Consider the following 23,074-nt stretch of genomic DNA (forward strand, 5'->3'; position numbering starts at 1 on the left):
CGCCTGCAGTTGGCAGGGACCTACAATCTCTCCGCCGTCCTGCCCGGGCTCGGCCCGGGCATCCACGACTTGCGACGGATAGGAGAAGGCCCGTTGTTCTGGATCTTTGCGGCCTACCGCGGGCTTGGGCGCACGGTGAGATCCCAAGTCGTGGATGCCCGGGCCGGAGCCCGGGCAGGACGGTGGAGGGGGTGCGGCCCAAGGGGGAATGCCTCCAAGGCTTTCGCGTAGTCCGCTTGCAGTTGCAACGGCTTATAGTCTCTCCACTGTCCTGCCCGGGCCGGAGCCCAGGCAGGACAGCCGGGAGGTGGAGGGGCAAGAGCGGAAGAGCCTCACCCCACCGGCAACCGCCGGCGCACGATGGCCGCGTGCAGTCTTGCGCCGTGTATCAGGCCCTCGTCGTTGAAGTCGTAGGTGGGGTTGTGCAGCGGGGAGGAGTTGCCGTTGCCGGTGAAGAGGAAGCAGCCCGGCACGTGGTCGAGGAAGCGGGCGAAGTCTTCCGAGCCGGTGAGGGGCTCGGCGGCGAGACCCACATGGGCGGGGTCGGCGATGGTGCGCGCGGCGGCCAGCGCCTCCTCGGCCAAGGTGGCGTCGTTCACCAGCGGCACGAATTCGCGGGTGTAGGTGACCTCGGCGGTGACGTTATAGGTCTGCGCGGTGCCGGCGGCGATGATGCGCATCTGTTTCTCGATCTCGGCGCTGACCTGCGGGCGGAAGCTCCGCGCGTCGCCCAAGATGCGGGCGAGGCCGGGCAAGGCGTTGCGGGTGCCGTCGGTGAGGAGCTCGGTCACCGAGACCACGCCGATGTCGGTGGGGGCCAGACGGCGGGCGACGATGGTCTGCAGGTTCATCACCGTGGCGCAGGCGGCCACCAGCACTTCGTTGCCGGCCTGCGGGCGGGCGGCATGGCCGCCGACGCCCTTCAGCACGATCTCGAAATTGTCCTCGGCCGACATGATCGGCCCGGCCTTGGTGCGCACGTGGCCGATGGGCAGGCCGGGATCGTTGTGCAGGCCGTAGATCTCCTCGAAGGGGAAGCGCTCCATCAGCCCGTCGGCCAGCATGGCCAGCGCGCCGCGGCCCCATTCCTCCGCCGGCTGGAAGACGAAGCGCACCGTGCCGTCGAAGCCGCCCTCCTCCGCCAGCATCCGCGCGGCGCCGAGCAGCATGGCCGTGTGACCGTCATGGCCGCAGGCGTGCATGATGCCGGGGTTGGTGGAGGCATAGCCCAGCGCCGTCTGCTCGGGAATGCGAAGGGCATCCATGTCGGCCCTGAGCGCGATGGCGCGGTTGCCGGTGCCGCGCCGGAGCGTGCCGACGACGCCGGTGCCGCCGATCCCCTCGGCAACCTCAAGGCCGAACTCGCGCAGCTTCGCCGCGACGAAGGCGCTGGTGCGCCGCTCCTCGAAGCCGAACTCGGGATGGGCGTGGAGGTCACGCCGCCAGGCGGTCATGTCGCTTTCGAGTGTCATGGTCCAAGCCCCTTCCGTCATGTCCCGGCCCTCTCAATCGCCTCATCCTGAGCCGGCGGCGCAGCGGCCGAGTCGAAGGACGCAGGATGTCCACGCACCACCCATTCTGCGTCCTTCGACTCACGGCCCTGCGGGCCGTGGCTCAGGATGAGGGGAATGGGGGGTAGCCAACGCCATCGCCACGTCCAGCAGCACCTGCGCCCCCGCCACCACGTCCGCGTCCGCGGTGAACTCCCGCGGGTTGTGGCTGATGCCGCCGCGGCTGGGGACGAAGATCATGGCGGAGGGCGCGATGCGGGCCATCATCTGGGCGTCGTGCCCGGCGCCGGAAGTCATGCGGCGCCAGGGCAGGCCGTGGCGGCGGGCGGCGTCCTCGATGAGGGCGACGAGGCGAGGGTCGAAGCGCACCGGCTCGAAGCGGGCGAGGCGCTCGACGGAGACCTCGACCTGCTCGCTCGTGGCGATCTCGCGGAGATAGACGACGAGCGCGGCCTCCTCGGCCTGAAGGCGCGCCTCGTCCGGGTCGCGCAGGTCGACGGTGAAGACGGCCTTGGACGGGATGACGTTGATGGCGTTGGGCTCGAAGGCGATGCTGCCGACCGTGGCCACGGTGGGCGTGTTGGAAGCGCGCGCCCGGTCGCGCAGGAAGCCGATGACGCGGGCGGCGGCGGCGCCGGCATCGCGGCGCAGGCCCATGGGCGTGGTGCCGGCGTGGTTGGCCTCGCCGACGATCGTCACGCGCTGCCAGGAGATGCCCTGCAGGTTTTCGACGGCGCCGAGGCGCAGGCCCTCGCGCTCCAGCACGGGCCCCTGCTCGACATGCAGTTCCACATAGGCGTGCGGGCGCAGGAAACCCGGTTCGTGGGGGCCGGCATAGCCGATGCGCGCGAGCTCCTCGCCGAGCACCGTGCCGTCCGTGCCGATGACGGCCAGCGCCTCGTCCACCTGCAGTCCGCCGGCATTGACCAGCGATCCCAGCATGTCCGGGGCGTAGCGCACGCCCTCCTCGTTGGTGAAGGCGGCGACGGCGATCGGCCGTGCCGGCACGACACCCGCCTCCTTCAGCGCCTCGATGACGCCGAGGCCCGCCAGCACGCCGGTGCAGCCGTCGTAGATCCCGGCGTCGATCACCGTGTCGATGTGCGAGCCCAGCAGCACGGGATCGGCCTGCGGGTTCGCGCCGGCCCGCCAGATCCCGAAGACGTTGCCGATGCGGTCGACCGCGACCTCCAGCCCCGCGGCCTCGATCCAGCCCACGAGGGCGTCCCGGCCGGTCTTGTCGGCGTCCGATGCCGCCAGCCGGACGAGCCGTCCGTCGGCGCCGCGACCGATGGCGCCCAGCTCCTTCAGCCGGGCGAGCAGGCGCTCGCCGTCGAGGCGCGGGGCGCTCACGCGACCACCGCCTCGGGGGCCAGGCCGACGAGCTCGGCATAGCGTCCCGGATCGGTCGCGCCCTCCGTCACGAAGGCCAGCACGCGCGAGCCTGCGCCCAGCCCGAGCGCCTCGCGCATCGCCGGATCCTGCGCGGCCTGGATGACGCCCGCCAGGCCCGCGCCGCCGCTCTCTCCGGCCACCACCGCGGGATCGCCGGCGGCGGGCCGGGCGAGCCGGTTCATCACCGCCACGGCTTCGTCCTCATCGACCGTCATGAACGCGTCGGCCACCCGCGACAGCACCCGCCAGGCGACGAGCGAGGGCACGTAGCATTCGAGCATGGCCATCACGGTGGGCTCACCATGGGCGATCTTCACCACCTGCCCCGCCTTCGCCGTCTCGAAGATGCAGGCCGCGCGGGCCGGCTCCACCACCACGAAGGTGGGGCGCCGGTCGCCGAACAGGATCGCGAGGTGCCCGGCGAGCGCGGCCGCGACGCCGCCGACGCCGGCCTGCACGAAAACGTGGGTCGGCGGCTCCGGCATGGCGGCCAGCGCCTCGCGCAGCATGGCCGTGTAGCCCTGCATCACGAGGCCGGGGATGCGCTCGTAGCCCGGCCAGGAGGTGTCGGAGACGACCGTCCAGCCGTTGGCCTGCGCCACCCGCGCCGCCTCGTCGACCGAGTCGTCGTAGGTGCCGGACACGCGGATCATGCGGGCGCCGTAGCGGGCGATGGCGGCGATGCGCTCCTCGCTCACCCCGCCATGGACGAAGATGGCCGCGGCGGCGCCGACGAACTGCGCGCCCTGGGCCACGGAGCGGCCGTGGTTGCCGTCGGTCGCGCAGGCGAAGGTCATGCCGGCGGCCACCCCGCGCACCTCCGGCGAGCCGAGTTCGGCGAGATCGACGCTGCGCCCCAGAGCCCGCCCGGCCTCCTCCAGCACCAGCCGGATCACGGCGTAGGCGCCGCCCAGCGCCTTGAAGCTGCCGAGGCCGAGACGGAAGCCTTCGTCCTTCACGTGCACGGCCGCGAGACGCAGGCCGGCGGCCAGGGCCGGCAAGGCATGCAGCGGCGTCGGCGCGCTGCTGCCGCGCGCCGCCAGGAAGCGCTCCACCTCCTGCGCCGCGGCGACGCCGAGGGTCTGCGCGTCCGTCGGCGCGAGAGGGCCACCGTGGTCTGGATGCCGGTTGAGGAGAAGCATGGCCGTCCGTCTCTCGAAGGGGAACGGCACAAGGATATTGCACGGCACCCGAGAGAAGCGCTCTATCTCGCCACCTCTGGCGCAAGTTTTTTTCGTGCGGACCGGCCGATGAGCAAGCCTGCCTCCCTCGTGCTCGATGCCTTCGACCTCGGCATCCTCGCCATCCTGCAGCGCGACAACACCACGCCCCAGCGGGTCATCGGCGAGCGGGTGAACCTGTCGGCCCCCGCGGTCCAGCGCCGGATCCGGCGCATGGAGGCGGCGGGTGTCATCGCCGCCAACGTGGCGGTGGTGAACCCTGCCTCGGTCGGCCATCCCATCACGCTCTTCGTCGAGGTGGAGGTGATCAGCGAAACGGCCGATCTCATCGATGCCGCCAAGCAATCCTTCGCCACGGCTCCGGAGGTGCAGCAGTGCTACTACGTCACCGGCGAGGCGGACTTCGTCCTGGTGGTCGTGGTGGCGAGCATGGCGGCCTACGAGGCCTTCACCCGGCGGATGTTCTTCGGCAACGACAACGTGAAGAAATTCCGGACCTTCGTGGCCATGGACCGGGTGAAGGTGGGCCTGGAGGTACCCCTGGCGGGGTGACCGGCCCTGCGTCCATCGACAGCCAGGTCAGCGCTGCCTAAACTCAACCAGGAGTTTGGTCGACCGCTCATGCGCCACGCATTGCAATTCGGGCTGGTGCTGTTCCTGGCGTTGGCGGCAGCGCCGCCGGTCGCCTGGGCGGCCGGACGCGTCGCCCTCGTGGTCGGCGTGGCGACCTATGACCGCGTGCCCGCCTTGAAGAACAGCGCCAACGACGCGCGGGACATGGCCCAGGCCCTGCGCGCCATCGGGTTCGACGTCACGGAGGTGGTCGACCCCGACCAGCGCGGGTTGCAGGACGCGGTGTCGCGCTTCCTGAACCGGCTCTCGGACGCCGATCTCGCGCTCTTCTACTACTCCGGCCACGGCATCCAGATGGGCGAGCGCAACTACCTCGTCCCGCGCGACGCGGCGCTGGAAAGCCCCGTCGACGTGCCGCTGCGCTCGCTGGACCTCGGCGTGGTCCTGGACGGCATGGAAACGCGCGCCAAGGTGCGGGTGGTGCTGCTCGATGCCTGCCGCGACAACCCCTTCGCCGGGATATTCCGCAATCGCTCGGTGGCGCGGGGTCTCGGCTCCATGTCGGCGGCCCTGGGAACGCTCGTCGGCTTCGCCACCGCGCCCGGCGCCGTCGCGGCCGATGGCGACGGCCGCAACTCTCCCTTCGCCAGGGCGCTGCTGAAGCACCTGCCGACACCGGGCCTCGACGTCACCCAGCTGATGCGGCTGGTGCGGGCCGACGTGGTCTCGGCCACGGGCGGCCAGCAGGTTCCCTGGGACCACTCGTCGCTCATCGGCGAGATCGCGCTGTCTCCGGGCGCCGCAGCAGCCGCTGTCCCGGTTCCCCCGCTTGCGCCGCCCGCCGTCGTCGATCCCCCGCCATCCGCGGCGCGGACCGCCACGGGGTCGCTGGAGGACGCGCTGGCGCTCTACCGCGACAAGCCCGGCCAGAAGGCCTTCGCGGTGTCGGGAACGGGCGGCTGGGGCTATGCCTACGGGCTCGCGAACGGGCAATCCGCGGCCGATCGCGCCGTCCAGCGCTGCAACGAGGCCACGGGGCGTCCGTGCCGCGTCTCCGACATGAACGGCACGGCGCGTCCTGCGCCAGGCGAGGAGGCCGCGGCGGAGGCCCGGCAGGTCCTGGCCAGGCGCAAGGTCGCCCAGGCCTCCTTCTACGCCGACGAGCGCCGCAACTTCGGCGTCGCCGTGCCGGCGGGCCTGCACAAGCCCTATCACGCCAACACGCCCGTCACGGTCCCCGGCGCCGCGCCGGTGACGACGCCGCAGCTCGTCGCCATGCTGCAGGGCCCGGCTGCGCCGCTGCTGATCGACGTGCGCTCGGGCGACGCCCAGGGCGGCAGCCTGCCCGGCGCGGTGTGGCTCAAGGGCGCGGGGCTCGCGGAGCCGTCGACGGATGCCCTCTTCCCGCGCCTCATGGAGCGGCTGGCGCCGGACAAGGCGCGCCCGGTGGTGTTCTTCTGCACGGGGCCGGACTGCTGGCTGTCCTGGAACGCCAGCGTGCGGGCCTCCCGCCTCGGCTACGGCGCCGTGCACTGGTACCGGGGCGGCATCGCCGCCTGGTCCGCCGCGCGCCTGCCGCTGGTGCCGGTCGAACTGGCGGGGAACCTCGAGCCGTGACCCGAACCTGCCCCTATTGCGCCGAGGCCATCCAGGACGAGGCGATCGTCTGCAAGCACTGCGGACGCGACTTCTACCTGCACAAGCCGCTCCTGGACGAGGTGGAGACGCTCAAGGCCCGCGTCGCCAGCCTCGAGCAGGAACTCGGCTCGCTGCGCGGCGAGACCGGAGCGCCAGCGCAGGAGGCGCCACTGGTGGCGGCGTCCGTCTCCTCGGCGCCGCGACGCGCGTATTGGTGGCCGGCACCGATCCTGTGCGTGGCCTTCCTGCTGGCGGCGCACGCGCTCATCGTGCTGGTTCTCGACCTGCGCGTGGTCAACCTGCGCATCGTCTCGCTGGTCGGCCCCTTCGTCTTCGGGTTCCTGTTCCGCCGCGATCCGCGGCCGGGGCTGTGGGTCGATGCCCTCGTCGCGACCGTGCTGTCGATCGTGGCCGTGGCCGGCATGCTGGCCGTGGTGGCCCGCGTCGACGGCGTGCCGGTGCTGCCGAGCGGGCGGATCGAGACCATCGAGACCGCCCAGTACATCGCCAGCATCGGCCTCGGCTTCTTCGCGGGCGCCCTGGCGCGCCAGGTGATCCTCCTGGTCTGGGACGAAGACCAGACGAGGAGCGGCGCCCTCGCCTCGCTGGCCCGTATTCTCAACCACGAGATCTTCGGCGAGGAAAAGTCGACAGAGAAGCGGATCAAGAAGATGGAGGGTCTCCTGACCACCTCGCTCGCGCTCGCCGCCGGGCTGATCTCGGTGGTCATGGGCCTGGGCAAGCTGTTCGACTGAGGAGCATGGCATGACGTTTCCGGCCGCGACGCGCCGCATGGTCCTGGCGCTGGGTCTGCTGCTTCCCGCGGCTCCCGCGATGGCGCAGGCCCCGGTGGTGCTCGTCACCGAGCAGGAAGCCCTGGAGCCCGCCCCCGAGGACGTCTCCTCCGGCTACAAGGGGATCACGCGCGGGCCGGCGATCGAGGACGTGGCGCCGCGCGACGGCCAGGCCAACTACGTCATCCCCGGCCCCTTCCGGATCCGCATCGTGTCGCGCAACGAGGTGCCGGTGGACCCCGACGCGATCCGCATCGTCTATCTGCGGAGCCGGCCGATCGACGTCACGCAGCGCGTGCGCCCCTTCATCGCCAAGGGGGAGATCAACGTGCCGGCCGTCCTCATGCCCCCGGGCCTGCACCTCTTCCGCATCGAGGCGACGGATGGGCTGGGCCGTCGGTCGAGCCTCGTCATCAAGGTGAATGCCGTGTCGAAGTGACGGCCCGGCCGGGCTGACGCTGGACGGCACGCCGGTCCTGGTATCCCCTTGGCACCCGGCACGGGCCGCGCCGCCGCGCCGCCCGCCACAGGAGCCCGCCATGCGCCTCGTCACCCTCGCACCCGACCTTCGCGTTCCAGCCCTCGGCCAAGGCACCTGGCGTATGGGCGAGGTCCCCTCCCGCGCCGGCGCCGAGACGGCGGCGATCCGCGAGGGCGTGGCGCTGGGCCTGTCGCTCATCGACACCGCGGAGATGTATGGCGACGGCGAGACGGAAACCTTCCTAGGCAAGGCCCTCGAAGGGCTGCGCGACCAGGTGTTCCTGGTCAGCAAGGTCTATCCGCAGAATGCCGGCGGCGCCCGGCTCGAGCGGGCCTGCGAGGCGAGCCTGCGCCGGCTGAAGACCGACCGGCTGGACCTCTATCTCCTGCACTGGCGCGGCTCCATTCCTCTCGCCGAGACCGTGCGGGGCCTGGAGGCGCTGGTGGCGGCCGGCAAGATCCGCAGCTGGGGCGTCAGCAACCTCGACACCGACGACATGGAGGAGCTCGTCGAGGCCGGAGGCGCGGCCTGCGTGACCGACCAGATCCTCTACAACGTCACCCGTCGCGGCCCCGAGTTCGACCTGCTGCCGGACCTGGCCCGGCGCGGCATGACCGCCATGGCCTACAGCCCCGTCGAGCAGGGCCGCCTGCCCAGGACCGGCGCGCTCGCCGAGGTGGGCCGGCGCCACGGCGTGAGTGCCTACCAGGTGGCGCTGGCCTGGGCCCTGCGCCGGCCGGAGGTCATCGCCATCCCCAAGGCCGCCACGCTCGCCCATGTGCGCGACAACCGGGCGGCGGCGGACCTCATACTGTCCGACGAGGACCTGGCCCTCATCGACGCCGGCTTCCCGCCCCCGCGCCGCAAATCGGCGCTGGACATGCTGTGATGCGCCGGCTCATGGGCACGTGTCCTCGTCGAGAATGGCGGCGGCGCCGATGACGCCGGCATGGGTGCCGAGCGCACTGGGGACGACCGGCAGGTCGCGGGCGTCGGGCGCGAAGACGAACTCCGCCACGCGGGCCCGGACCCGGTCGGCATAGGCCGGGGCGGTGCCGAGCCCTCCCGCGAGCACGATGGCCTGCGGATCCAGCATGTTGACGATCTGGCCGAGATAGCTCGCGGTCGCCAGCGTGGCGTCCTCCAGCAGGCTCTCCCCGGCAGGGCCGGCGCGTCCCTCCACGATGGCGCGCGCGTCCAGGGCCTGTCCGGTGCGTCGGCGCAGGGTGTCGGCCATGCCGAAGCCGGACGCGAAACCTTCCAGCAGGAACCGGCCGGTCCCGGGCGCGCCGGCCGGCGCCACGACGAGCTCGTTCGACGCGAAGTGGATGGCGTAGCCACGCGCACCGCGGCGCACGCGGCCGTCCTCGCACAGCGTGTAGCTCATGCCCGAGCCGATGGTGACATAGGCGAAGCTCGAGAAGGCCCTGCCGCGCCCGAAGCGCATTTCGGCATAGGCGCCCGCCCGCACGTCGCTCTCGATGCGCAGCGGGCCGAAGCCCGCCAGCGCCGTGGCGGGATCCAGCGTCAGCCAGTCGAAGTTCCACGCGGTCGTGACGCGGCCGGCGAGATCGACGAGCTCGGGCACGCCGACGCCGAGCCCCACGGAGTTCAGACCTGTCGCAGCGGCTTCGCGGGCGAGGTCGCCGGCCACCGCGGCGACGCAGTCGAGTACGGCGGCTCCGCCCTGCGCCAGCGGTGTCGGACGCACGACCATGTGCCGGATCGTGCCGGTGTCGATCTCCACCAGTCCGCCTGCGACCTTCGTCCCGCCGACGTCGATGCCGAGCGCGACCCGCGCGCTCAAGGCGCGGCCCCGGCAGCGGCCTTGTCCGCGACGACGGTGGCGTTGCGGCAGGCGGCCACGACCGTCGCCGGCCAGTCCGGCTGGTAGTCGCCGGCCGCCGTGACGCGGGCGAAGGCTTCCCGCTTGCTCTCCCCCAGCAGGAGCATGGTGGCCGCGCGCGATTGCCCGGCGATGGTCTCGATGCCGACGCTCACGCCGTGGTGGGGCACGTCGTCGATGGACCTGAAGTCCGGAAAGGTCGCCATGTTGTCGCGCCGGGTCTCCTGCGCGAGCGCGATGACGCGCGTGCGGCTGTCCCGCGGGGAGCCGGGCGGGTTGAAGGCCACGTGTCCGTCGCTCGCCCCCGACGCCAGCAGGAAGTGGTCAATGCCGCCGGCGGCGGCGATCTGCTTGTCGTAGGCGGCGGGATTGGCGGGGTCCGGCAGCCAGACGTTCTCCGGGCGGATCCGCCAGGCTGCCGGCAGGCAGGCATCGAGCTCGCCGGCGATGTCGCGGGCCGCGAAACCGCGGCAGCTGAAGTGCGAGCCCGGATGGCAGGCCTCCAGCTTTCCGCCGCGCTCGACGAGATACTCGTCCATCATCACGATCACCAGCCGCGACAGGTCGATCGGCCGGGCGGCGAGCCGACGGCCGAGAGCCTCGTAGACCGGCTTGGGAGACCGCCCGCCGGGGCAGCCGAGGAGGTAGGACTTGCCGTTGCGCGCGGCGTCGGCGAAGCCCGGCAGGAGGCTGGCCGCGACCGCCTCGCCCAGTTCGCGCGCCGTCGCGTGGACGATGACCTTCGTCATGACCGCTCCACGGCCGCGATGGCTTGTGCGAGGTCAACCCCGTCGCGCCACGCGATCGCGTCCGGCAGGGCCTTCAGGCCATCCTCCGCCGTCAGGCGGTTGCCGGTGGGACGGAAGACGCCCGGTGAGCAGCGTCCATTGGCGATCAGCATGGCGACTCCGGCTTCGTACAGCCAAGCTACTTGCACGGAGTCGCGTTGTTCAAGAGAATCCGCCGGACGGCGACGCCGGAAGGCCGCGGGACATGTCGATGAGGAGCGGTGGGGTCCCCCGGCCCGCGCCGGCAAGGGCGCGGCGCGATCGGCGGCGTCTACGCGGCTTCGTCCGGCTGAGGGTCCGCCAGTTTCAGCAGCACGGGGAGCATGGCGAGCGCCGTGACCCACCAGGCCTGCCAGGCCCCGTAGCCGACGGCGGCGACCAGCAGCGCCGATCCGATGCAGGCGGCGGCGGCGGCGCGGGCCGAGGGCGTGTGGCGGCCCATCAGCAGCGTGGCGCGGGCGAGCGCGAAGGCTGCCAGGGCCGCGCCGACGACCCCCAGCTCGACCCAGATCTGCAGCGCCATGTTGTGGGGGTGGCTGTCGCGAATGCCGACCCGGAGAGCTTCCGGGAAGAGCGAGAGCAGCGGGCCGAAGCCGATCGTGCCCGAACTGTCGAAGCCGAAGCCGAAAATGGGCTTCATGCCGACGGCCGCGGCGAAACTGCGCCAGATGACCAGCCGCTCGCGCGCGTGTCCCTGCTGCAGAGCATCGAGAGCCGACTGGCTCAGGACGTTGTCGAGGATGGTCGGCCAGAACGGCTGCATCATCACGAACAGCGCGACGGCCACGGCCAGCGCCGCCACGAGCCACCGCCAGCGCAGGAGGAAGACGAGGCCGGCGGCGAGACCCACGATCAGGGCGAGCTTCGCCGTCTCGCTCTCGCTGGCGAAGACCGCGAGCGCGACCGCGGCGACCAGCACGCCGGCGGCCACGCGCCCGAGGGTCCGGGCGGCGATGAGCGCGACGGGCCAGAGCCACAGCACCGCGACCACCGTCGCCTGGTTCATCTTGCTGGGATTGAGATTGGCGCGGGCGAGACGATGCAGGACGAGGCCCGTCCGCATCTCGACGAACAGGATGACGGCGGCCAGCATCAGTCCGGCCGGCAGGAGCACGAGCCAGGCGCCGCCGACCGCCGGCCGCGGCTGCCCGGCCAGCCAGAGACCCAGCAGCACGGGCAGGCCGACGTGCACGGCGAGCACCTCCGCCGCCTCCGGCTTCTCGGGCGTCCAGGCGAGCGTGACGGCGGCGACGGCGAAGAAGGCCGCCGTCGCGACGGTGAGGATGCGATCGGTGCGCCAGGCTCCGTGGCCCTGGCTGCGGCTGGCGAGCAGGAAAAGGGCCGCCGCCACCGCCATCAGCAACGGCAGCGACCGATAGGTCATCATCGCGACCGGAAGCGCGAGGGCCAGGATCGTGAACGCCACGAGGGCCATGCGGTCCGACCGGGCCGGCGTGGCGCGAACCTGTCCGAGGCTGGTCATGCAGATCTCTCCTGCGGACCAGCGCGTGGCCCTCCGGGTGCTGCGTAGCGCGCCTCCGGGACGCCAGCAAGCGTCAGGTGGAATGCCCCGCGCGCAGGCCTATGATGGTGAGATCGAGACCGTGCCCCGACGCTGCGAGGTTCCCGTGCGCCTGACCGCTGCCCATGTCGCCCGCGTTCACCGCGACGTTGCGGATGCGGGGCCGCCGCCCGGCATCCAGCAGATGGACGATGCGGACTACGCGGCGCTCGTGGCGGAGCTGATGGCCGGCAAGCCGCCCGGCCCGCTCCACGTGTTCGCCTACGGATCGCTGTTGTGGAAGCCGGCGGTCGAGTTCGGCCCCGGGATCCCGGCGGTGGTGCCCGGCTGGCACCGGTCCTTCTGCCTGAAGCTGGTGCGCTACCGCGGCACGGCCGATCGGCCCGGTCTGATGATGGCGCTCGACCGGGGCGGCTCCTGCCGTGGCCTGGTGTTTCCCGTGCGCGACGTCGAGCCGGAGGCCGAACTGCACACGCTGCTGCGGCGCGAGACCAGCAACAAGCCGCCCACCAACATGCCCCGCTGGGTGACGGCGCTGACGCCGGACGGCCCCGTCCGGGCGATCGCCTTCACCGTGAACCGCAAGGGCTGGGCCTACCAGAGCGGACTGTCACCGCAGGAAACGGCCCGCGTCCTGGCAACGGCCTGCGGCCATTGGGGGTCGGGGGCCGACTACCTGTTCAACACGGTCGACCACCTCGCCAGGCTCGGCATCCGCGACCGCAACCTGTGGCACCTTCAGGCTCTCGTCGCAGATGAGATCGAGCGTGAGCACGGTCCGTGCGGGTGACGGCACGGTCGAGAGGCCTTGCATCCTTCAGAAGCGCCTCCGCGGCCTACTCAGGGCCTGTGAACCAATCTCCGCTGCGGCGTTGCATCTGACTTCTCCTGCGCGCGACCTCCTCTCCGCCGTCCTGCCCGGGCTTGGCCCTTCTGGATTCACACATCTCTGCACGGCCTGGATTGAGGGCGCTCTCCCTCCCCTGCAGGGGAGGGTGGCAGCCGCGCAGCGGCTGACGGGTGGGGACCGCGGCGAAGAACGAGGCGGTCAAGTCGGGGCCGGTCCTGTCGTCGTACAAACGCCTGCCGCACCGTCCCCACCCGTCTCGCGCTTCGCGCGATCCACCCTCCCCTGCAGGGGAGGGAGAACGCGCCCTACCAGCGAGAATCAATTGTGTGCATGTCGAAGGGCTTGGCCCGGGCATGACGCGGAGAGGGAGGTGCTAGCTTGACCACCGAAAGATTCACCAGCTCTGGGCAGCCTACTCCAGGCGCGTGCCGACAGACGCAGGATCCGTCAACCGCTCACGTCTCCTCGTCGTCGTCCGGGTCGGTCTCCCGGGCGGGGATCGCGTAGACGCCGTTGAGCCAGCGCGACAGGTCGAGGTCGGCGCAGCGCTTGGAGCAGAAGGGACGATACTTGAGTTCGGCGGGCTTGCCGCACATCGGGCAAGGCGCGCCGGAGGGCACGATCTCGGGCGCGGCCTTGGCCGTCTTGTCGTTGTCGTTCATGCACGCGGATCCGGACTGACGCGATGGTCAGCCCAGATAGCCTCTTTCCGCCAGCCACGCCACGACCTGCTCGGCCGCCTGCGTTGCGTCCACCGCGCCGGTGTCGATGCGGATCTCGGGCGCTTCGGGCGCCTCGTAGGGGCTGTCGATGCCGGTGAAGTTGGCGATCTTGCCCTCGCGCGCCCGCTTGTAGAGACCCTTGGGATCGCGGCTCTCGGCCAGCGCGAGCGGCGTGTCGACGAAGATCTCGACGAACTCACCTTCCCCCATCCGCTGCCGGGCGGCGAGCCGGTCCGCCCGGAAGGGCGAGATCAGCGAGACCAGCACGATCGTGCCGGCATCGACGAACAGGCGCGCCGCCTCGCCGACGCGGCGGATGTTCTCGACGCGGTCGGCGTCCGTGAAGCCCAGGTCGCGGGTGAGCCCGTGGCGCAGGTTGTCCCCGTCGAGGAGATAGGTGTGGCGGCCCATCGCGTGCAGGCGCCGCTCGACGAGATCGGCGATCGTGGACTTGCCGGCGCCCGACAGGCCGGTGAACCAGAGCACGGCGGGCTTCTGGCCCTTGATCGCCGCGCGGTCGTCCTTCGTCACCGCGAGCGCCTGCCAGTGCACGTTCTGGGCCCGGCGCAGGCCGAAGCGGATCATTCCCGCCGCGACGGTGAGGTTGGTGGCGCGGTCGATCAGGATGAACGCCCCGGTCGCGCGGTCCTCGGCATAGGCATCGAAGGCGACGGGCTCGCTGGTCGAGACGTTGACGACCCCGACCTCGTTGAGGTTGAGCGTCTTCGCCGCCAGGTGCTGGAAGCTGTTGACGTCCACCTGGTGGCGGATCTCGGTGACCTGCGCGGTCACGGTGCGCGTCCCGATCTTCAGGAGATAGGGGCGGCCGGGCAGCAGGGCGTCCTCGGCCATCCACAGGAGGTGCGCGGCGAACTGGTCCGACACCTCCGGGCGACGGTCCGGCGGGCACAGGACGTCGCCGCGCGAGATGTCGATCTCGTCGTCGAGGGTCAGCGTGACGGCCTCGCCCGCGCCCGCCTCGGCGAGATCGCCGTCGTGGGTGACGATGGCCTTGACCCGCGAGGTCTTGCCCGAGCGGGCCACCGCCACCGGATCGCCGGGACGGACGACGCCGGAGGCGATCGTTCCGGAGAAGCCCCGGAAGTCCAGGTTCGGCCGGTTCACCCACTGCACCGCCATGCGGAACGGACGGGCGAGCCGGGTGTCGGAGACCTCGATCTCCTCGAGGCGCTGCAGCAGGGTGGGACCCTCGTACCAGGGGGTCTCGTCGCTGCGGCTCATGACGTTGTCGCCGAAGCGGGCGGACAGGGGCACGGCCACGAGGCTCTCGAAGCCGAAATCCTCGGCGAAGGCGCGGTACTCGGCGGCGATGCGCTCGAAAACCTGCCGGTCGCACCCGACGAGGTCGATCTTGTTCACCGCCAGCACGACGTGGCGGATGCCGAGCAGGGACACGATGAAGGAATGGCGGCGGGTCTGGGTGAGAATGCCCTGGCGCGCGTCTACCAGGATCACGGCCGCGTCGGCGGTCGAGGCGCCGGTGGCCATGTTGCGGGTGTACTGCACGTGGCCGGGCGTGTCGGCGACGATGAACTTGCGCCGGTCGGTGGCGAAGAAGCGGTAGGCGACGTCGATCGTGATGCCCTGCTCGCGTTCGGCCGCCAGCCCGTCGACCAGAAGGGCGAAGTCGATGTCGTCGCCGACGGTCCCGTGCTTGCGCGAATCCTTCTCCAGCGAAGCGAGCTGGTCCTCGAAGATGAGCTTGCTGTCGAAGAGGAGGCGCCCGATCAGGGTCGACTTGCCGTCGTCCACGGACCCGCAGGTGATGAAGCGCAGCAGGCTCTTGCGTTCGTGCTCGGCAAGATAGGCCAGGAACCCCTCGGCCTCGGTCAAGGTGCCGTGCATCAGAAGTAGCCCTCGCGCTTCTTCTTCTCCATCGAGGCCGCCTCGTCGTGGTCGATGAGGCGGCCGGCGCGCTCGGAGGTGCGCGCCACCAGCATCTCGCCGACGATGTCGGGCAGGGTCGCGGCGTCGGACTCGACGGCCGCCGTCAGCGGATAGCATCCGAGCGTGCGGAAGCGGACCCGCTTCATGTGCGGCGTCTCGCCGGCCCGCAGCGGCAGGCGCTCGTCGTCGACCATGATGAGCTGGCCGTCGCGCTCCACGACCGGCCGGTCGGCGGCGAAGTAGAGCGGAACGATCGGGATCTGCTCGGCGAGGATGTACTGCCAGATGTCCAACTCGGTCCAGTTGGAGAGCGGGAAGGCACGGATCGATTCGCCGCGCCGGACGCGGGTGTTGTAGAGGTTCCACAGTTCAGGACGCTGGTTCTTCGGGTCCCAGACGTGGTTTTCGGTCCGGAACGAGAAGATGCGCTCCTTGGCGCGGCTTTTCTCCTCGTCGCGCCTGGCGCCGCCGAAGGCGACGTCGAAACCGTGCTTCGACAGCGCGGCCTTCAGGGCCTCCGTCTTCATCACCGTGGTGTAGTGGGACGACCCGTGGGTGAACGGGGTCACGCCCTGGGCGACGCCGTCGCGGTTGGTGTGGACGATCAGGTCGAGACCCAGCCGGCGGACGGTCTCGTCGCGGAAGGCGATCATCTCGCGGAATTTCCACGTCGTGTCGACGTGCAGCAGCGGGAACGGCGGCTTGGAGGGATGGAAGGCCTTCATGGCCAGGTGGAGCATCACCGAGGAGTCCTTCCCGATGGAGTACAGCATCACCGGGTTGGAGAATTCGGCCGCCACTTCGCGCATGATCTCGATCGCCTCGGCCTCGAGGCGGCGCAGGTGGGAGAGACGATTGGACACGGAATGGCCTCGCGCTCTAATTACGTCATTGTGACGTAATTTTTTATGTTCCACGCTTCATTTCGTGTTTTATAGAATTTCACATTCGGAGTCCAGCGTTTGTGCGGCCACGCTCGACCTGCCTCGCGCGCCGTCGCTCGCGCAGCGCGCGATGGACCCGGGCACGGTGCGGCCAGAGCATGTGTTGTGAAGCGATTGCCTCGGTCTCGCGGACCGGCGCGGCCTTGCTCACCGCCTCCTGGCAGGACCAAGCCCGGGCGCGACCGCGCAGGCGGGGATGCCACCGCGCCGGGTGAACCGCTATGGCGCCCGCGATGCGGCTTCAGGCGCGCTCAGCCGAGCGCGTTGAGCCAGGCCAGGTGCAAGGGGTAGCCCTCGCCAATGAGCAAGGCGCCCGTCTCCTGGAGCGGCAGGCCCACGACGGAGGAATAGGAGCCGACGAGCTTGGTGACGAACATGCCCGCACGCCCCTGGATCGCGTAGCCGCCGGCCTTGCCGCGCCACTCGCCCGTGGCGAGATAGGATTCGATCTCCTGCCGGGAGAGATGCTTGAAGGTGACGCGCGTCTCGACGAGGCGTTCGCGGATCGCCCCGCGCGGCGTCACTACGGCGATGCCGGTGAAGACCTTGTGTCCCCGCCCCGACAGCAGTCGCAGGCACAGCGCCGCCTCGTCCACGTGCTCGGGCTTGGGCAGGATGCGGTTGCCGCGGGCCACCACCGTGTCGGCCGCGACGATGTAGGCCCCGGCGAGTTCCGGACGGGTCTTCACCACGGCGAGCGCCCGCTCGGCCTTGTCGCGGGCCAGGCGCTTCGCCAACGCCTTGGGCCGCTCGCTCTTCAGGGGGCTTTCGTCGAGATCGCTCGGCAGAAGGGCATCGGGCTCGATGCCGATCTGCTGCAGCAGGGCGAGGCGGCGGGGCGAGGCCGAGGCCAGCACCAGTTTCGCACGCCAGTCTTTCTGTTCCCCAGCCACGCGCCCTCCGCATGCAGCGGGGCGGCGGCCGGTTCATGCCCGGGAATCGGGCGCCGTGACGGCCCCGCCCCGGCGCGGCGGACCCTAGAGCATGCGGCGAAAAGGGGAAACCCGGCTTTTCGCTCCAGCCACGCGACTGGCGGAAAACGCTCGCGTCATCCCCCGGGACGGGTCCGGCAAGACCCCAGCCGATCCTTAACTTTTCAAGCGCAGGATCAAACATCGTCCAGCCACGTTGACGTGACAGCTGTCACGTTCCATGGTCGCCCCGATGTCCCTCGCCTTCCAGCGCCTGTCCCTGCGTGTCGCGCAGCTGTCCCTCCAGACCCTGGAGATGTCGATGGCTGCCGGCGTGACGATCGCCGCGCGCGCCCCGCTCCTCTACTCCGGTGCCAGGACCGCATCGGATGCGGCCGAGGCGCAGCGCATGGTCTTCGAGAAAGTCGAGGCCACGATCGAGAGCAACGTCGCGGCCTCCATGGCCATGATGACCCTGTGGACCAGGATGGCGGTGGGCGGCGTGCGCGGCCCCACGGCGCTCGCCCATGGGTTGGCCGACGTTGCAAGCGCCGCGGCGCTTCCTGTCCGCAAGCGCGTTCGGGCGAACGCGCGGCGTCTCGTCAGGCGCTGACCGTCAGAGGCTCGGCTCCGCCGCGGCGGACTCGGCCGGAGCCGGCGGCGGTAAGTGCCGGTCGGCCCGCTCGCGCGCCCGGTAGCGGGACACCCCGAGCGGGATCAGCGCCAGGTACACGATCGTCAGCACCGTCAGCATGATGAAGGTGTGCACGACGATCATGAAGATGAACAGCGCCAGCACCAGCAGCATCGGCACGACCCATTCGCGCGGCACGCGCGCGCCGAGCGTCTTGCCGGCATAGGTCGGAATCTGGCTGACCATCATCAGCGCGACGAACAGCGCGTAGCAGGCCTCGACGAAGGCGAAGCCCGGCGGGCGGGCAAGGCCCAGCAGGTGCAGGTAGACCGGCAGCAGGGCGGCGAGCGCGCCGGCGGGCGCGGGGATGCCCACGAAGAAGTTCTTCTTCCATTCCGGCCGGTTCGGATCGTCGATCATGACGTTGAACCGCGCCAGGCGCAGGGCGCACGCCATGGCGAAGAGCAGCGCCACGACCCAGCCGAACGACGCGATGTCCTTCAGCCCGTAGGTGTAGAGGATGAAGGCCGGCGCGACGCCGAAGCTCACGAAATCGGCCAGCGAATCGAGTTCGGCGCCGAAGCGCGAGGTTCCCTTGAGCAGCCGCGCGAGCCGGCCGTCGAGCCCGTCGAGCACGGCGGCGATCAGGATGGCGTAGACGGCCTTGTCGAGCTTGTCGTCGCCCTCGATGGCCAGCCGCATGGCGGTGAGGCCGGCGCACAGCGACAGCAGCGTCACCAGATTCGGCAGGAGAACGCGGATCGGCACCGGCTTGAAGCGGCGGCGACGCGGTTCGTCACCAGGCTGGAACGGCGGAAAGAGGTCCGTCATCGGGTATCCCTGAAACGCGGCGGAGCATAGGCGCGCCATGCTTCCCTCACAAGCGAGCCGCCCGCGTGGCGCCTGCGACAGCAGACGCGCGTGTTGATAGCATCCCCGCGCTGCACAATGGCAGGAGCGGATGAATGAAGATTTGCGTCTACGGGGCCGGCGCCGTCGGCGGCCACATGGCGGCCCGGCTGATCGCCAAGGGTGACGCCGAGGTGTCGGTCGTGGCGCGGGGCGCCCATCTGGAGGCCATCCGCGGATCGGGACTGTGGCTCGAGAGCGGCGCCGAGCGGCTGGGTGGCAGGCCCGTGGCGGCCACCGACGATCCCGCCAGCCTCCCGCCCCAGGACATCGTCTTCGTCACGCTGAAGGCCAACGCCACGCCCCAGGCGGCGGGCGCGCTGGACCGGTTGGCCGGTCCGAACGGCATCCTGGTGTTCTACGCGAACGGCATTCCGTGGTGGTGGAAAGCCGGGACGGCGACCCCGGGTCCCCTCCCCCTCGTGGATCCGGGCGCGGCGCTGTGGAACGCGGTGGGGCCCGACCGCGTGCTGGGCGGCGTCATCTATTCGGGCAACGAGCTCAAGGGCCCGGGCGTGGTGCAGCACAGGGGCAGCAACAAATGGCCGGTGGGGGAACCCTCGGGCGTCCTCTCCGAGCGCGTGGGCCGGGTCAGCCGGCTCCTCACCGACGCCGGCATGAACGCGGCCGCCATCACCGACATCCGGCACGAGGTGCTGCGCAAGCTGTCGCGCAACATCTGCGGCAACCCGATCAGCGCGCTCACCCGCCTGCCGACCTGGACCAATCACGCCGAGACGGGGATCGTCGCGGTGGCGCGCGCCATCATGGTCGAGATGCTCGACGTCGCCCTGGCGCATGGCTTCGACCTGCGCGACGAGATCGATCCGGACGAACTCCTCAAGCCCGAAGGGCGGGTCAGCGGGCGCTCGTCCATGCTGCAGGACGCCGAACTCGGCCGGCCCCTCGAGGCCGAGGCGATCCTCGGCCAGATCCAGGCCTTCGGGGACGACAAGGGCATCCCCACCCCGGCGATCGACACGACGGTCGCCCTGCTGCGCTGCCTCGACCTGTCCATCCGCGAGACGCGTGGGGGGTGAGACGCGGCCGCGGACGCCTCTGCGAGGGCGCCACCAACGGCCTAGTCCGGAGCGCTTTTGAAGCTTGGGCAGTCCAGCTTGCGTCACTCTCTCCGCGTCATGGCCGGGCCTGGCCCGGCCACCCACGACTTGAGAATGGCGCAGGCAAAGTCGTGGGTCCCCGGGCCAAGCCCGGGGATGACGGCTGAGAGGTCTGTTTGGACTGGACTGCCAGTCCCCAGACGGACGATCCACAAACGGCGAGCGGCTCGCGTTGCGGCCGGCTCAGGATGAGGGAGATCGGTGGTGGGCGACTGAGCCCGGCCCTCAATACGTCCGGTAGGAGCGGGCCGGATCGGCCGCGCGGGCGTCGGCGAGGACGGTTTCGCCCGCGATCATCTTCTGGCCGACGCCGACCAGGGGCTGGACGCCCTCGGGCAGATACACGTCGACGCGCGATCCGAAGCGGATGAGGCCGAAGCGCTCGCCGACGTCCAGGCTGTCGCCCCGCGCGATGAACGGCACGATGCGGCGCGCCACCAACCCGGCGATCTGCACGACGCCGTAGCGGGCACCGCCGATCGTCTCGATGACCAGGCCGTTGCGCTCGTTGTCGTCGCTGGCCTTGTCGAGTTCGGCATTGAGGAAGAGGCCCGGCCGATAGGCCAGCGTGACGACGCGGCCGGCGACCGGCGCGCGGTTCACGTGGCAGTCGAACACGTTCATGAACACCGACACGCGCGTCAGCGGCGTGTCGGAGAGTTCCAGCTCCGGCGGCGGCACGCAGGACACGATCATCGAGATCCGCCCGTCGGCCGGGGAGATGACCAGCCCCTCGCGCACGGGCACCGTGCGCGGCGGGTCGCGGAAGAAGTAGGCGCACCAGGCGGTCAGGATCCACCCGATCCAGCCCAGCGGCGACCAGGCATAGCCCAGCATCAGCGCCACGACGGCAAAGCCGCCGACGAACGGCCAGCCCTCCCGATGGATGGGCACGAACTGGCGGCGGATCGAGGCGACGAGCGACATGGGAACGAGTTCTCTCAACATGCGGCAGAGCGTTGTCACGCCGGGGGGCGGCGGGTCAAGGGGCGGGGTTCCGGCAGCACCACGGTGTTTCGGACGGCCCGCGCAGCGGGCGCGTCGAAGGACGCGTGGCGCGGGTGTGGAATTAAGCCGGCTCGGCCTCAGCCTCCGCGCCCTCTTCGGCCCGTGCGCGCTGCAGGGTCTGCATGGCCTCGTCGGCCTCGCGCTGGCGGTTCCACAGCGCGGCGTAGACGCCGTTCTTCGCCAGGAGTTCGCCGTGGGTGCCGCGCTCCACGATGGTGCCGTGGTCGAGGACCAGGATCTCGTCGGCGTTGATCACGGTCGACAGGCGATGGGCGATGACGAGCGTGGTGCGGCCTTCCGACACGCGCACGAGCGCGTCCTGGATGTCCTTCTCGGTGAAGCTGTCGAGAGCCGACGTGGCTTCGTCGAGGATCAGGATCGGCGGCCCCTTGAGGATCGTCCGCGCGATGGCGACGCGCTGCTTCTCGCCACCCGAGAGCTTCAGGCCGCGTTCGCCGACGCTGGTCGCGTAGCCCTCGGGCAGCGACCGCACGAAGCCGTCGATCTGCGCGAGCGAGGCCGCGTGCTCGACCTCGGCGTCGCTGGCCTCCCAGCGGCCGTAGCGGATGTTGTAGCCGATGGTGTCGTTGAACAGCACCGTGTCCTGCGGGACCATGCCGATGGCGGCGCGCAGCGACACCTGCGTCACCCCGGCGATGTCCTGCCCGTCGATGAGGATGCGGCCCTGCTGCGGCTCGTAGAAGCGGAAGAGCAGCCGCGAAATCGTCGACTTGCCCGCGCCCGACGGGCCGACGATGGCGACCGTCTTGCCGGCCGGGACCTCGAAGGAGACGCCGCGCAGGATCGGGCGCTCGGGCACGTAGTGAAACTGCACGTTGTCGAAGCGCACCGCCCCCGCGCTCACCGTGAGCGCCGGCGCGCCGGGCTTGTCGGCGATCTCGGGCTCGCGGTCGAGAATCCCGAAGAGCTGCTCGATGTCGGTCACCGCCTGCTTGATCTCGCGGTAGACCATGCCCATGAAGTTCAACGGCTGATACAGCTGGATCAGCATGGCGTTGATCATGATGAGGTCGCCGACCGTCTGCGTGCCGGCCTGGATCCCGGGGATCACCATCATCATGCAGATCGTCAGGCCGGCCGTGAAGATGAGCGCCTGGCCGGCGTTCAGGATGGCCAGCGACACGTAGGCCCGCACACTGGCGCTCTCGAACCGCTCCATGGACCGGTCGTAGCGCTCGGCCTCGCGGCTCTCGGCGCCGAAATACTTCACCGTCTCGTAATTGAGCAGGCTGTCGACGGCCTTGGTGTTGGCGTCGGTGTCGCTCTCGTTCATCTTGCGGCGGATGCCGATGCGCCAGTTCGTGGCCAGGGTCGTGTAGGCCATGTAGGCGACGATCATGATCACGGTGACGGCCGCGTAGCGCCAGTCGAACTGCCACAGCAGCACGCCCAGGATCATCACGAACTCGACCACGGTCGGTGCACCCGTGAGCATGGTCATGCGCACGATGGTCTCGATGCCGTCGCGGCCGCGTTCCAGCACGCGCGTCAGGCCGCCGGTCTTTTTCTCCAGGTGAAACCGGAGCGACAGGCGGTGCATGTGCTCGAACACCTCGTAGGCGAGGCGACGCACGGCATTCATGGCGACGGCCGCGAACATGGCGTCGCGCCACTGCGTCAGGAGCGCCATGACGGCGCGGGCGACGCCGTAGATGAGGACGAGCACGAGGGGCAGCGCAGCCAGCGCCTCGAAGGGCACGTTGTGTCGGTCAGCCGGCACGAGCGCGTCCGTCACCCATTTGAAGGTGAAGGGAACGGCGATGGTCACGAGCTTGGCGACGAGCAGCAGCCCGGTCGCGAAGACGATGCGGTTGCGCAGGTCCGCCCGGTCTTGCGGCCACAGATAGGGCCACAGGCTCTTGTAGGTCGCGGCGAGGCGCCCCTTGTCCGCGCTGACGCGGGGGGCCTTCTGCGGCGCGGAAGGCGGAGACGACATATAGTTCATGGCACCGAACCGTTTCTGCCGCCTATATAGGCTTTGGCGCCCTGCAATGCATCACGCCCCGGGCACGGCTGACATCACGACCCCGCGGGGCAGGCTCAGGGCTTTTCGGCGGGCAGGACGAACATCTGGCCCGGATAGATCCGCCGGGGATCGCGGATCTGCTGCTGGTTCGCCTCGTAGATGACCGTGTAGCGGACACCCTTGCCGTAGACGCGCCGGCTGATGCGCCACAGGCTGTCGCCGCGCGACACCATGGTACTGCGGATCTCCGGCACCAGCGCGTCCGCCCCCTGCACGAGGGTGGGCGGCGTCGAGGACGCCACGGTCGCCTGCGGGGCCGTGCCCGGCGGGGTCGATCCCGCGAGAGCAGGC

23 protein-coding genes are annotated in these 23,074 nt (G+C 70.6%); 8 read left to right on the forward strand and 15 right to left on the reverse strand.

All coding sequences use genetic code 11. From position 1 onward, the window contains the following. Positions 1-332 precede the first annotated feature (332 nt). The 3 genes from Q0Q47_RS29485 to Q0Q47_RS29495 form a co-directional block, all read right to left on the reverse strand. Positions 333-1,472: an amidohydrolase gene (locus tag Q0Q47_RS29485; RefSeq protein WP_293868516.1), complete on the reverse strand. Its 1,140-nt coding sequence runs from the start codon at positions 1,470-1,472 to the stop codon at positions 333-335. Positions 1,473-1,592: 120 nt separating this feature from the next. Next, the gene (locus Q0Q47_RS29490) at positions 1,593-2,864 is read right to left on the reverse strand and encodes a Zn-dependent hydrolase (protein WP_293868518.1); all 1,272 of its coding nucleotides are present in this window, start codon (positions 2,862-2,864) and stop codon (positions 1,593-1,595) included. Beyond that, positions 2,861-4,048, reverse strand: a complete 1,188-nt coding sequence (locus tag Q0Q47_RS29495; RefSeq protein ID WP_293868520.1) for a diaminopropionate ammonia-lyase — start codon at positions 4,046-4,048, stop codon at positions 2,861-2,863. The genes Q0Q47_RS29490 and Q0Q47_RS29495 overlap by 4 nt, the downstream gene beginning before the upstream one ends. Before the next feature lie 108 nt (positions 4,049-4,156). Between Q0Q47_RS29495 and Q0Q47_RS29500 the strand changes: the two genes are divergently transcribed. The 5 genes from Q0Q47_RS29500 to Q0Q47_RS29520 all read left to right on the forward strand — a co-directional run bounded on the left by Q0Q47_RS29500 (position 4,157) and on the right by Q0Q47_RS29520 (position 8,462). Continuing rightward, positions 4,157-4,639, forward strand: coding sequence for an Lrp/AsnC family transcriptional regulator (locus Q0Q47_RS29500; RefSeq protein ID WP_293868522.1), 483 nt, complete (start codon positions 4,157-4,159; stop codon positions 4,637-4,639). Between the two features lie 69 nt (positions 4,640-4,708). Then, complete coding sequence (locus tag Q0Q47_RS29505) at positions 4,709-6,277, forward strand: caspase family protein (RefSeq protein ID WP_293868524.1); 1,569 nt, start codon at positions 4,709-4,711, stop codon at positions 6,275-6,277. Next, the gene (locus Q0Q47_RS29510) at positions 6,274-7,053 is read left to right on the forward strand and encodes a zinc ribbon domain-containing protein (protein ID WP_293868526.1); all 780 of its coding nucleotides are present in this window, start codon (positions 6,274-6,276) and stop codon (positions 7,051-7,053) included. Before Q0Q47_RS29505 ends, Q0Q47_RS29510 begins: the two co-directional genes overlap by 4 nt. Before the next feature lie 10 nt (positions 7,054-7,063). After that, on the forward strand, positions 7,064-7,531 hold the full coding sequence (locus Q0Q47_RS29515) for a hypothetical protein (RefSeq protein ID WP_293868528.1): 468 nt from the start codon (positions 7,064-7,066) through the stop codon (positions 7,529-7,531). A gap of 100 nt (positions 7,532-7,631) precedes the next feature. Further along, entirely contained in the window at positions 7,632-8,462 is an 831-nt protein-coding gene (locus Q0Q47_RS29520) for an aldo/keto reductase (RefSeq protein ID WP_293868530.1), read from the forward strand. Positions 8,463-8,471: 9 nt separating this feature from the next. Here Q0Q47_RS29520 and Q0Q47_RS29525 read toward each other — a convergent pair whose 3' ends face one another. From Q0Q47_RS29525 to Q0Q47_RS29540, 4 genes are all read right to left on the reverse strand, one after another. After that, entirely contained in the window at positions 8,472-9,380 is a 909-nt protein-coding gene (locus Q0Q47_RS29525) for an ROK family protein (protein ID WP_293868532.1), read from the reverse strand. Continuing rightward, on the reverse strand, positions 9,377-10,168 hold the full coding sequence (locus Q0Q47_RS29530; RefSeq protein ID WP_293868534.1) for a 6-phosphogluconolactonase: 792 nt from the start codon (positions 10,166-10,168) through the stop codon (positions 9,377-9,379). Before Q0Q47_RS29530 ends, Q0Q47_RS29525 begins: the two co-directional genes overlap by 4 nt. After that, positions 10,165-10,320, reverse strand: coding sequence for a hypothetical protein (locus tag Q0Q47_RS29535; RefSeq protein ID WP_293868536.1), 156 nt, complete (start codon positions 10,318-10,320; stop codon positions 10,165-10,167). Before Q0Q47_RS29535 ends, Q0Q47_RS29530 begins: the two co-directional genes overlap by 4 nt. 158 nt (positions 10,321-10,478) lie before the next feature. Continuing rightward, positions 10,479-11,690, reverse strand: a complete 1,212-nt coding sequence (locus Q0Q47_RS29540) for an O-antigen ligase family protein (RefSeq protein ID WP_293868538.1) — start codon at positions 11,688-11,690, stop codon at positions 10,479-10,481. Positions 11,691-11,835: 145 nt separating this feature from the next. Between Q0Q47_RS29540 and Q0Q47_RS29545 the strand changes: the two genes are divergently transcribed. Beyond that, positions 11,836-12,519, forward strand: coding sequence for a gamma-glutamylcyclotransferase (locus Q0Q47_RS29545; protein WP_293868540.1), 684 nt, complete (start codon positions 11,836-11,838; stop codon positions 12,517-12,519). Between the two features lie 515 nt (positions 12,520-13,034). On the opposite strand, the gene yacG is transcribed toward Q0Q47_RS29545, so the two are convergent. The 4 genes from yacG to Q0Q47_RS29565 all read right to left on the reverse strand — a co-directional run bounded on the left by yacG (position 13,035) and on the right by Q0Q47_RS29565 (position 17,046). Beyond that, the gene (yacG, locus tag Q0Q47_RS29550) at positions 13,035-13,241 is read right to left on the reverse strand and encodes a DNA gyrase inhibitor YacG (protein ID WP_293868542.1); all 207 of its coding nucleotides are present in this window, start codon (positions 13,239-13,241) and stop codon (positions 13,035-13,037) included. 27 nt (positions 13,242-13,268) lie between these two features. Continuing rightward, positions 13,269-15,167 carry a sulfate adenylyltransferase subunit CysN gene (cysN, locus tag Q0Q47_RS29555; protein WP_293868544.1) on the reverse strand — a complete coding sequence of 633 codons (1,899 nt, stop codon included), beginning with the start codon at positions 15,165-15,167 and terminating at the stop codon, positions 13,269-13,271. Then, the gene (cysD, locus tag Q0Q47_RS29560) at positions 15,167-16,018 is read right to left on the reverse strand and encodes a sulfate adenylyltransferase subunit CysD (protein ID WP_293868560.1); all 852 of its coding nucleotides are present in this window, start codon (positions 16,016-16,018) and stop codon (positions 15,167-15,169) included. The genes cysN and cysD overlap by 1 nt, the downstream gene beginning before the upstream one ends. Positions 16,019-16,404: 386 nt before the next feature. After that, complete coding sequence (locus Q0Q47_RS29565; protein ID WP_293868546.1) at positions 16,405-17,046, reverse strand: Maf family nucleotide pyrophosphatase; 642 nt, start codon at positions 17,044-17,046, stop codon at positions 16,405-16,407. Between the two features lie 271 nt (positions 17,047-17,317). On the opposite strand from Q0Q47_RS29565, the gene Q0Q47_RS29570 reads away from it, so the two are divergent. Beyond that, entirely contained in the window at positions 17,318-17,677 is a 360-nt protein-coding gene (locus tag Q0Q47_RS29570; RefSeq protein WP_293868548.1) for a hypothetical protein, read from the forward strand. 3 nt (positions 17,678-17,680) lie between these two features. Here the strand turns inward: Q0Q47_RS29570 and pssA are convergent, their stop codons facing one another. Next, the gene (pssA, locus tag Q0Q47_RS29575) at positions 17,681-18,529 is read right to left on the reverse strand and encodes a CDP-diacylglycerol--serine O-phosphatidyltransferase (protein WP_293868550.1); all 849 of its coding nucleotides are present in this window, start codon (positions 18,527-18,529) and stop codon (positions 17,681-17,683) included. A gap of 134 nt (positions 18,530-18,663) precedes the next feature. Between pssA and Q0Q47_RS29580 the strand changes: the two genes are divergently transcribed. After that, on the forward strand, positions 18,664-19,647 hold the full coding sequence (locus Q0Q47_RS29580) for a 2-dehydropantoate 2-reductase (RefSeq protein WP_293868552.1): 984 nt from the start codon (positions 18,664-18,666) through the stop codon (positions 19,645-19,647). A gap of 306 nt (positions 19,648-19,953) precedes the next feature. Here Q0Q47_RS29580 and Q0Q47_RS29585 read toward each other — a convergent pair whose 3' ends face one another. The 3 genes from Q0Q47_RS29585 to Q0Q47_RS29595 form a co-directional block, all read right to left on the reverse strand. Next, the gene (locus Q0Q47_RS29585; RefSeq protein ID WP_293868554.1) at positions 19,954-20,655 is read right to left on the reverse strand and encodes a phosphatidylserine decarboxylase; all 702 of its coding nucleotides are present in this window, start codon (positions 20,653-20,655) and stop codon (positions 19,954-19,956) included. 142 nt (positions 20,656-20,797) lie between these two features. Then, a complete protein-coding gene (locus Q0Q47_RS29590) occupies positions 20,798-22,702 on the reverse strand; it encodes an ABC transporter ATP-binding protein/permease (protein WP_293868556.1) in 1,905 nt (634 codons plus the stop codon). 95 nt (positions 22,703-22,797) lie between these two features. Next, positions 22,798-23,074: LysM peptidoglycan-binding domain-containing protein (locus tag Q0Q47_RS29595; protein ID WP_293868558.1), on the reverse strand; the 277-nt coding region annotated here is incomplete at its 5' end.

The sequence above is a fragment of the uncultured Alsobacter sp. genome, assembly GCF_945952055.1.
Taxonomy (GTDB): Bacteria; Pseudomonadota; Alphaproteobacteria; order Rhizobiales; family Beijerinckiaceae; genus Alsobacter.

Excerpts from the sequence above, each read along its gene's own strand:
- Q0Q47_RS29485 (WP_293868516.1), bottom strand. The coding sequence starts at position 1,472 with ATGACACTCGAAAGCGACATGACCGCCTGGCGGCGTGACCTCCACGCC.
- Q0Q47_RS29495 (WP_293868520.1), bottom strand. The coding sequence starts at position 4,048 with ATGCTTCTCCTCAACCGGCATCCAGACCACGGTGGCCCTCTCGCGCCG.
- Q0Q47_RS29500 (WP_293868522.1), top strand. The coding sequence starts at position 4,157 with ATGAGCAAGCCTGCCTCCCTCGTGCTCGATGCCTTCGACCTCGGCATC.
- Q0Q47_RS29505 (WP_293868524.1), top strand. The coding sequence starts at position 4,709 with ATGCGCCACGCATTGCAATTCGGGCTGGTGCTGTTCCTGGCGTTGGCG.
- Q0Q47_RS29515 (WP_293868528.1), top strand. The coding sequence starts at position 7,064 with ATGACGTTTCCGGCCGCGACGCGCCGCATGGTCCTGGCGCTGGGTCTG.
- Q0Q47_RS29520 (WP_293868530.1), top strand. The coding sequence starts at position 7,632 with ATGCGCCTCGTCACCCTCGCACCCGACCTTCGCGTTCCAGCCCTCGGC.
- Q0Q47_RS29530 (WP_293868534.1), bottom strand. The coding sequence starts at position 10,168 with ATGACGAAGGTCATCGTCCACGCGACGGCGCGCGAACTGGGCGAGGCG.
- Q0Q47_RS29535 (WP_293868536.1), bottom strand. The coding sequence starts at position 10,320 with ATGCTGATCGCCAATGGACGCTGCTCACCGGGCGTCTTCCGTCCCACC.
- Q0Q47_RS29540 (WP_293868538.1), bottom strand. The coding sequence starts at position 11,690 with ATGACCAGCCTCGGACAGGTTCGCGCCACGCCGGCCCGGTCGGACCGC.
- yacG (WP_293868542.1), bottom strand. The coding sequence starts at position 13,241 with ATGAACGACAACGACAAGACGGCCAAGGCCGCGCCCGAGATCGTGCCC.
- cysN (WP_293868544.1), bottom strand. The coding sequence starts at position 15,167 with ATGCACGGCACCTTGACCGAGGCCGAGGGGTTCCTGGCCTATCTTGCC.
- cysD (WP_293868560.1), bottom strand. The coding sequence starts at position 16,018 with ATGCGCGAAGTGGCGGCCGAATTCTCCAACCCGGTGATGCTGTACTCC.
- Q0Q47_RS29570 (WP_293868548.1), top strand. The coding sequence starts at position 17,318 with ATGTCCCTCGCCTTCCAGCGCCTGTCCCTGCGTGTCGCGCAGCTGTCC.
- pssA (WP_293868550.1), bottom strand. The coding sequence starts at position 18,529 with ATGACGGACCTCTTTCCGCCGTTCCAGCCTGGTGACGAACCGCGTCGC.
- Q0Q47_RS29580 (WP_293868552.1), top strand. The coding sequence starts at position 18,664 with ATGAAGATTTGCGTCTACGGGGCCGGCGCCGTCGGCGGCCACATGGCG.
- Q0Q47_RS29585 (WP_293868554.1), bottom strand. The coding sequence starts at position 20,655 with ATGTCGCTCGTCGCCTCGATCCGCCGCCAGTTCGTGCCCATCCATCGG.
- Q0Q47_RS29590 (WP_293868556.1), bottom strand. The coding sequence starts at position 22,702 with ATGAACTATATGTCGTCTCCGCCTTCCGCGCCGCAGAAGGCCCCCCGC.